General features: G+C 59.6%; 9 protein-coding genes. 1 reads left to right on the plus strand and 8 read right to left on the minus strand.

From position 1 onward, the window contains the following. The 6 genes from PHW69_09080 to PHW69_09105 all read right to left on the minus strand — a co-directional run. The coding region (locus PHW69_09080; protein ID MDD4005335.1) for an ABC transporter ATP-binding protein at nucleotides 1-686 on the minus strand (686 nt) is incomplete at its 3' end. Continuing rightward, nucleotides 683-1,471: an ABC transporter ATP-binding protein gene (locus PHW69_09085; GenBank protein ID MDD4005336.1), complete on the minus strand. Its 789-nt coding sequence runs from the start codon at nucleotides 1,469-1,471 to the stop codon at nucleotides 683-685. The genes PHW69_09080 and PHW69_09085, both read right to left, overlap by 4 nt. 9 nt (nucleotides 1,472-1,480) lie before the next feature. After that, entirely contained in the window at nucleotides 1,481-2,218 is a 738-nt protein-coding gene (locus tag PHW69_09090) for an efflux RND transporter periplasmic adaptor subunit (GenBank protein MDD4005337.1), read from the minus strand. Between the two features lie 9 nt (nucleotides 2,219-2,227). Continuing rightward, a complete protein-coding gene (locus PHW69_09095) occupies nucleotides 2,228-3,583 on the minus strand; it encodes a TolC family protein (protein ID MDD4005338.1) in 1,356 nt (451 codons plus the stop codon). Next, the gene (locus PHW69_09100; GenBank protein MDD4005339.1) at nucleotides 3,580-3,891 is read right to left on the minus strand and encodes a hypothetical protein; all 312 of its coding nucleotides are present in this window, start codon (nucleotides 3,889-3,891) and stop codon (nucleotides 3,580-3,582) included. Before PHW69_09100 ends, PHW69_09095 begins: the two co-directional genes overlap by 4 nt. A gap of 1,179 nt (nucleotides 3,892-5,070) precedes the next feature. After that, nucleotides 5,071-5,424, minus strand: coding sequence for a helix-turn-helix transcriptional regulator (locus PHW69_09105; GenBank protein MDD4005340.1), 354 nt, complete (start codon nucleotides 5,422-5,424; stop codon nucleotides 5,071-5,073). Nucleotides 5,425-5,602: 178 nt separating this feature from the next. Here PHW69_09105 and PHW69_09110 point away from each other — a divergent pair, with 178 nt between their 5' ends. Beyond that, on the plus strand, nucleotides 5,603-5,983 hold the full coding sequence (locus PHW69_09110) for a hypothetical protein (protein MDD4005341.1): 381 nt from the start codon (nucleotides 5,603-5,605) through the stop codon (nucleotides 5,981-5,983). A gap of 215 nt (nucleotides 5,984-6,198) precedes the next feature. Here the strand turns inward: PHW69_09110 and atpC are convergent, their stop codons facing one another. Continuing rightward, nucleotides 6,199-6,621: an ATP synthase F1 subunit epsilon gene (atpC, locus tag PHW69_09115; GenBank protein MDD4005342.1), complete on the minus strand. Its 423-nt coding sequence runs from the start codon at nucleotides 6,619-6,621 to the stop codon at nucleotides 6,199-6,201. Further along, nucleotides 6,614-7,278 (minus strand): F0F1 ATP synthase subunit beta (locus tag PHW69_09120; GenBank protein ID MDD4005343.1); only part of this gene is annotated, 665 nt, incomplete at its 5' end. The genes atpC and PHW69_09120, both read right to left, overlap by 8 nt.

Consider the following 7,278-nt stretch of genomic DNA (forward strand, 5'->3'; position numbering starts at 1 on the left):
CTGGCCCGCTTCAGCGCGGCGGGACTGTCGAGCGCGGCAATACGGCCGGCGTGCATCAGCGCGATCCCGCCGCACTCCTCGGCCTCGTCCATATAATGCGTGGTGACAAAAACCGTCCTGCCCGCCGCCGCCAGCGCGCGTATAAGCTTCCAGAAACCCCTGCGCTCGCCGGGCGCTACGCCTGCCGTCGGCTCATCGAGAAAAATTATTTCCGGGTCATGCAGAACCGCCGCCGCCAGCGCAACCTGCTGCTTGATCCCGCCGGGCAGCCGCCCGGCAAGCTCGTTCAGACCCCGGTTGAAACGCACGAATTCAAGCAGCTCCGCGCATCTTTTTTCAAACACGGCTGCGGGTATTTTACGCAGCGCAGCGGCAAACTCCAGATTCTCGCGCACCGTCAGATCGGGATAAAGCGTAAACTTCTGCGACATGTAACCCGTGCGTTTTTTCACTTCCGCGGGGCTGGCCGCGACATCAATGCCCGCCACGCTCATGCTGCCGCTTTGCGGGGCAAGCAGTCCGCAAAGCGCGCGGATAGTGGTTGTTTTGCCGGCACCGTTTGCGCCCAGAAACCCGAAGATCTCGCCGCGCGGCACTTCAAACGAGATTCCGTCCACTGCCCGGAACGCGCCGAACGCTATTACCAGCCCGTCAACCCGCACGGCATAATCGGGCGCGCCGGTCATACCGCGCCTCCGGCCGGCTCGAAAAACGACTCAAACCCGTTAGCTCCGGCCTGCGCCAGCAGCTGGTCCGGCTCGCCGAACCGAAGCATTCTGCCCCTGTCCAGAAGCAGCACCCGGTCGCAGCGTTCGGCTTCGTCCATGTAGGAGGTGCTCATCACAATCGTCATGTTGCCGCCCACAAACCGGTACATAAGCTCCCACAGCTCGCGCCGGCTCACCGGATCCACGCCTATGGTCGGCTCATCCAGAAGCAGAATGTCCGGCGCGTGCAGAAGCACGCACATAAGCCCCAGTTTTTTGTACATCCCGCCGGAGAGCTTGCCGGCCTTGCGGTTCTTGAACGGCTCCAGCCGCGTAAGCCGGAACAGTTCCCGCGCACGCCGTTCGTATTCCGCTTTGGGTACGCTGTACAGGTCGCGAAAAAACTCCATGTGCTCAAGACAGCTGAGATCGGGATACAAACTCTGCTCCTGCGGGAAATACGCCGTTTTACCGCGCAGCGCGCCGGACGCAAGCGGAACGCCGTTGCGCAAAAACGTGACCGCGCGCGGCCCGTCCGCCCGCGCGCCTGCGCCCGAATCGGGCCTGCGTTCCCCGTCAGGAACCAGCAGTCCGGCCAATATCCGCATAAGCGTGGTTTTGCCCGCGCCGTTGGGCCCGACCAGGCCGGTCAGCGTGCCGCCCGCAATGGTTACCGTAAGCGTGTCAAGCGCGCGCGCCGCGCCGAAGCTTTTTGAAAGCCCGTTAATTTCAATCGAAACCGGCACGCGCAATGCCTGCGTCATCATATGCCTCTACCTGGTTCCGTTTTCAGGAAACGGACGCGCTTCTATCGTCATGCCGGGCTTGAGCAGGCCGTCCCGGTTGTCAAATTCCAGTTTCACCTGATAGACCAGCCGGGTGCGCTCCTTGCGGGTCTGCACATTGCGGGGCGTGAACTCGGCCTTTTCATTTACGGCGGTAACCGTTCCGTCAATCCGGCGCATATTGTCCTCCGGCAGCAGCGCCGCCGCCTTCATGCCGGTTTTAATACGGTAAACCGCGCTCTGCTCGACATAAATGTAAGCATAGACGCGGCTGGTATCGGCAATCGTCACAAGCGGGGTGCCGGGCGCGGTAAATTCGCTCTCCTCGTGCGGCTTGTAAAGCACGGTGCCGGCAATCGGCGCATACACTCTGCACCAGCCCGCTTTCAGCCGGGCGTCGGCGTCGCGGTATTTGGCGGCGTCGTACTGGGCCTGCGGCATGGTGCCGTCGGCAAGCAGCTGCCGGGCGCGGTCGAAATCCCGCCCGGCGATGGAAGCGGCCAGATTATAGGCGCGGCAGTCAAGTTCCGCAAGCAGCTGTCCTTTTTTCACTTCCGCGCCCAGCTCCGCGTGATACTTTTCGATCACCGAATTAAGCCGGGCGGGCACCGTCACTTCCGTGGCCTCAACGGTGCCGGCATAATAGAATTCGTCGCGTCCGCGCCGGAAAAACAGCGCCACGGCAACCAGCGCCGCAATAAGCGCAAGAGGTATCAGTTTATTCATAATGGTTTCCTAGTCCCCCAGACTGTCAAGCAGCGCCAGCTGCAGCAGGATCTGCGCGCGGGTCATGGCGGCTTCGCCAGCGGCGTTGAGCGCGCGCACGTTCGCGCTCTGCACTTCAAGATACTTCGCCGCGCCGGCGTTGTAAGATTTGTAAACCAGCTCCGCCAGTTCCACCGCTTCGCGCCGGGCGTCATCATCCGTTTGCAGCTGCCGCCTCAGATACGCCAGCCCGTCAACGGCGGTTTTCCAGTCGCGGTCAAGATCGCGCCCGGCGGCGGCGTATTGCTGTTCATACATGCGCGCGAACGCTTCCTGCTGGTCCGCCAGCGACTGCTTTTTTCCGGCCTCCCACAACGGCATGCTCACATTCAGCCCGGCGACATTCTGGTTAAACATGTCCAGCACCGGGCCTTTGGGATAAACGGCCTGGGCGCGCGCGAAGAACTGCACGTCCGGCTCCCGCTGAGCCCGAAGCTGATCGGCCTGCAGCCGCGCGCTACGGATTAAATATGCAACCGACAAAAGCGTCGGGTTGCCCGGCGTGATTTTTTTATTTTCCGCCTCCGAAAGCCGCGCGTTCAGCTGCTCGAAATCATCGGCTGCGACAAACGCGGTGGGCGCGTCCACCCCATCAGGCCGCATGCGCGCGAGCCGCGCGTCGGCGGGATTGCCGGTGTCCGCGGCGATGGAACCCGTTAGCGAAAACAATCCGGTCAGCGCGCCGCTAAGCTCCCGCCCGGTGACCAGAAACCGCTTGCGCCGGGCATACACCTCCTGCTTGAACTGCAGCACGTCAATGCGGGTTTTATCGCCGGCGGCGGCGCGCTTTGCGGTATCCGAATACTGATCCGCGGCAAGACCCAGATACTGACCCGCAAGATAATTCTGTTCCGCCGCAAGCATCACGTTGAAATACGCCGCCCGCACCGCAAACAGCGCGCTCCGCCGCGCGGCTTCCAGTTCGAATCTGCGGGCTGTCGCGGCGGCGTCAGCCGCGCGCGAAGCGAACCGGCGCGCGCCGCAATCATAAAGCGGAACATACAACGCCGGGCCCAACGCAAGGTTCCAGTTGTCGCCCATCTCGACGGTGCGGTTACCCGCGTTAATTCCGATAACCGTGCCCTGATAATAGCCGCCGCCTTCAAGCGCAACCAGCGGAAGCCGCCCCGCGAACGTCGCGGACGCCGCGCTTACAGCCGCCGCATAACGTGCGACGGAAGCGGCCACTTCCGGCGAATTTATCAGCGCCTGCGCCTCGCACCGCTCAAGCGCAAGGCGCACGGAAGGCGGTTCCTGCGCCGCCGCGCGCGGGCCGGCGCACAAAACCGCCCCGAGCGCCACAACAGCAAACCGATACCGTGTCATTTCCGTCCCCCTTTCCGCCCGATGCCGTCAAAAAGCAGCTCGATCCGCAGGCGGATCCCCCGCTCGGAAAACAGCAGCCCGCCAAACTCCTCCACCGGCAGGCCCAGAAAGGTGCGGCAACCGCACCGCTCGATAACGCCGAACATTACGCCCGGAATAACCACCCCGATAAATGACCCGACCAGCTGCTGCAATGGAACCCCCTTCTTAATATAATTTTTTTCGCGGCACTCCTGCACCAGCCCCACAAAAACCGGCACATGCTCTATGAAATTTTCGCGCAGATAGCGGGACGCTTCCCTGCGCAATCTGCCTGAACTCGACCAGAAACTCGCCGTAAATGACTTTCATTACCCGGCGCGTGAATGCCCGCTTGGTTTTAAAATGGTAATGGAACATGCCGGGATTGACTCCGGCCTTGGCCGCGATATCGCGCACGCGAAACGCGGAGAAACCTTTTTCCGCCGCCAGCCGGCACCCGGCCATGATAAGTTTCCGCTCACTGCCGCCAGAAGGTCTTGGCATAATCTCCCCTTGACAATACGCGCCTGAACAGCTCCCGCTCCGGGGCGGCGCGGTTCGCCCGCCCTGCCCGGACAGATTCAACCTTCCGCGCCGCAGCAACCCATACGCGCCAGCTTTGTCCACTGCCGCCGCGCCTGCGCCTTGCAGCCTTAAATACCGCGCTCCGGAATTGCTCCGTTGTCCGCCCGCGCAAGGCTGAAGCAAACGGCATTCGGGCTTTTAAGCGCTATTAGCCAGATGCATAACTATCCGTTTGTATAATTATACATGCGGCTAATATTTCCGTCAACCCTCTTTTTCAGGCGCGCCGGCAAAGCAATCCGCCGCAAAGCCGCAATAAACCTCCCTCCGGCACATGCCGGGGAGCTCTTTTCATAACATACGGCCGGCCTTTGGGAACGGCGCACGCCGCCTCCCAATACCCGCGCGCGGTATTTGCGCGGCCGGAAGTCCTTGACACCCCCTCCGGACAGAACCGGGAAGCCCTGTTCGCCGCACACCCGGTTGCCTTGTCGGCGCAGCGCCGCACAGGTTATGCCGTGCCGGCTATTAGCATGGCTTGCCGGATGTGGTTTTACACCGGCAGAGAAGTGCCGCCTGACAAATTTCACAATGCTTTTTCATGAAATTCCCCCGGCCGTGCCATTGGCCTGCCGGTTGTTATTAAGCTTTACCGGCAAGCCGGGGGGTTATTCTGGTCCAAACTTCGTTTGCCCTGCTTGAGCCATGCCGTGCCGGCAATCATTATGTCGTGCCGGACAGCGCCGGGGTTTGTGTGCGGAATTTACAAACCCTTAACCTGAAGGGACTCCTCGTCGAGGAATCCCTTTACAATCCCACACGAAATGGTACCTGGCTCCAAAATGTTACTTAACTCAAACTTTTCCCATCCTCCACTGTAAAAAACGCCGCCCCGCGAAACTTCCCGCGGGGCGGCGCGTGAATCTGCACCTGCTGCCGGCTTATCTGCTCCTGCGCAGGCTTTTTGCAAGCGCGGCGAGCGTGGCGAGCATGATTTCCGTATCGGCTGGCGGCTGCCTGCACAGCAGTTTGACAATCCGGTTAAAAATTTTTTCATTTCCGTCCGGCACGGTAAACGCCGCACTCTCGTCGAGCAATTCTGACACAGCGATGCCCAACGCCCCGGCGAGCTTGACTATAGTGGCAAGACTGGCCTTTTTCTTGTTGGTTTCCAGATAAGCCAGGAAGCTCGTGCTGATACCGGCGGTTTCCGCCAGCTCTTCTATCGTCAATCCGGCCTGAAGGCGTTTAAGCCGCAATTGTTTGGCAACCGTAGCATAGATGTCATTTGTCATAATTAAGTAATTCTAAAACATGCACAGTCCGGCTCCCATAATCTAAAGGAATAAATATTATTTTAATTTGACTTTTGGTCTAAGGACTGCTATAATAGCTGTTATACTGGGGTAGCCGGAACCGCACCGCATTGTCTAGTCCTGCTTACAGCCTACCGCCAAGCGAGGCTGCAATATCATGAATTTCAGCAAAGTCGAAATATACGACCTGTTCGGAGGAGATGCCATCACCTGGCATGAAGGACCGCCCGAAGAAGTCTTGTGCGAACTGCATGCGAAGTGGCATATAAAATATCCTTTAAAACACTGGGCGCAATGGCTGTCCGACCAGTTGCCGCGCCTGGAACCCGGCGCTCCCATAAACGGTTTCATAAAAAACACCGATGACAAATGCTTTCACGCGCTGGCATCGCTGGATCAGGTCTGTCACTGCATCTCGCTGGTTTCCTTCGAAAAAGACTTGGAAAAAATCAATCACCGCAAATTAAAAGAAAAACATATCCGCGAAACGCTTTTCAACAGCCTGGTTCCAGCCAGCGACTTCCGCTGGCTGGCATAAACGCGCAGGGCATGAAATATCAGCGGCCGGTTTTTTTGACCGCGGCGACTTGGGAAAAGAGGAGAGGTAATTGTTGCGGCACGCGCAAGCTGCCGGGACAAGAAGTGTTCCCCCGGTGAAAACCGCCCCGCGAGAAGTTTCGCGGGGCGGTTTGTCCGGCAAATTCGTCAGGCTGAGCCCTTGCGCCTGACCGGCGGCTCCGCCGGCGCGGATGATTATTTATGCTGGCGCGGATTGCTCTTCTGAGCCAGCTTGATGCGCAGCGCGGCGCGGCGCAGATTCGTCTGCACGGCTTCGATATCCAGATCCTTTTCCTTTGCGGCCAGAATATCCTTGGCTCTGGCAATCGCCTGCCGCTCTTTTTCCTCGCTGATCTCGGCCGCCAGTTCGCCCGACTCGGCGAACACGCTTACCTCGTTGTCCAGAACCTCAGCGAACCCGCCCATTACGGCAAACGCCTCCTCGCTCCCGCCGGTTCGATAGCGCAGCAGTCCTTCCGCCAACGTGACCACACAAGGCACATGTCCGGGCAGCACGCCCATCTCGCCGCCGGACGCCGGGATCGTCACGAAATCCACCTCGCGCTCGTCCAGTTTGCGTTCGGGCGTCACTATGATCAGCTTGAGTTTCTCAGGCATTGGCGGTTTCCTTTTTCTTTTCCCAGTCGCCCAGCACATCTGTGATGGAACCTTTGAGCAGAAAAGCCTGCTCGGGCACGTCGTCATATTTCCCGTCCAGAATGCCGCGGAACCCGGCGATCGTGTCCTTGAGCGAAACGTATTTGCCCGGAATGCCGGTGAACTGTTCCGCCACGAAAAACGGCTGGGACAGGAATTTCTGGATTTTGCGGGCCCGGGCCACGGTCTGTTTGTCGCTATCGGACAACTCGTCTATGCCCAGAATGGCAATAATATCCTGCAGTTCCTTATTGCGCTGCAGGATCTTCTGCACGTCGCGCGCTGTGTTGTAATGCTCGTCGCCCACGATTTTGGGATCGAGGATGCGCGACGTGGAGTCCAGCGGATCAACCGCCGGATAAATGCCTATTTCCACCAGCTGGCGCGACAGCACCGTCGTCGCGTCAAGGTGGGTGAACGTGGTGGCCACGCCGGGGTCGGTCAGGTCGTCAGCCGGAACATACACCGCCTGGATTGAGGTGATGGAACCTCTATTGGTAGAGGTGATGCGCTCCTGCAGCGCGCCCACCTCGGTATTAAGCGTCGGCTGATAACCCACCGCCGACGGCATCCGCCCCAGCAGCGCCGACACTTCCGAATTCGCCAGCACGTACCGGA

This window comes from Elusimicrobiaceae bacterium, assembly GCA_028700325.1.
Lineage (GTDB): Bacteria > Elusimicrobiota > Elusimicrobia > Elusimicrobiales > Elusimicrobiaceae > JAQVSV01.

What these genes read in the sequence shown, in the direction of transcription:
- PHW69_09085 (MDD4005336.1), bottom strand. Translation starts at nt 1,471, where the DNA reads ATGACGCAGGCATTGCGCGTGCCGGTTTCGATTGAAATTAACGGGCTT.
- PHW69_09110 (MDD4005341.1), top strand. Translation starts at nt 5,603, where the DNA reads ATGAATTTCAGCAAAGTCGAAATATACGACCTGTTCGGAGGAGATGCC.
- PHW69_09095 (MDD4005338.1), bottom strand. Translation starts at nt 3,583, where the DNA reads ATGACACGGTATCGGTTTGCTGTTGTGGCGCTCGGGGCGGTTTTGTGC.
- PHW69_09090 (MDD4005337.1), bottom strand. Translation starts at nt 2,218, where the DNA reads ATGAATAAACTGATACCTCTTGCGCTTATTGCGGCGCTGGTTGCCGTG.
- PHW69_09105 (MDD4005340.1), bottom strand. Translation starts at nt 5,424, where the DNA reads ATGACAAATGACATCTATGCTACGGTTGCCAAACAATTGCGGCTTAAA.
- atpC (MDD4005342.1), bottom strand. Translation starts at nt 6,621, where the DNA reads ATGCCTGAGAAACTCAAGCTGATCATAGTGACGCCCGAACGCAAACTG.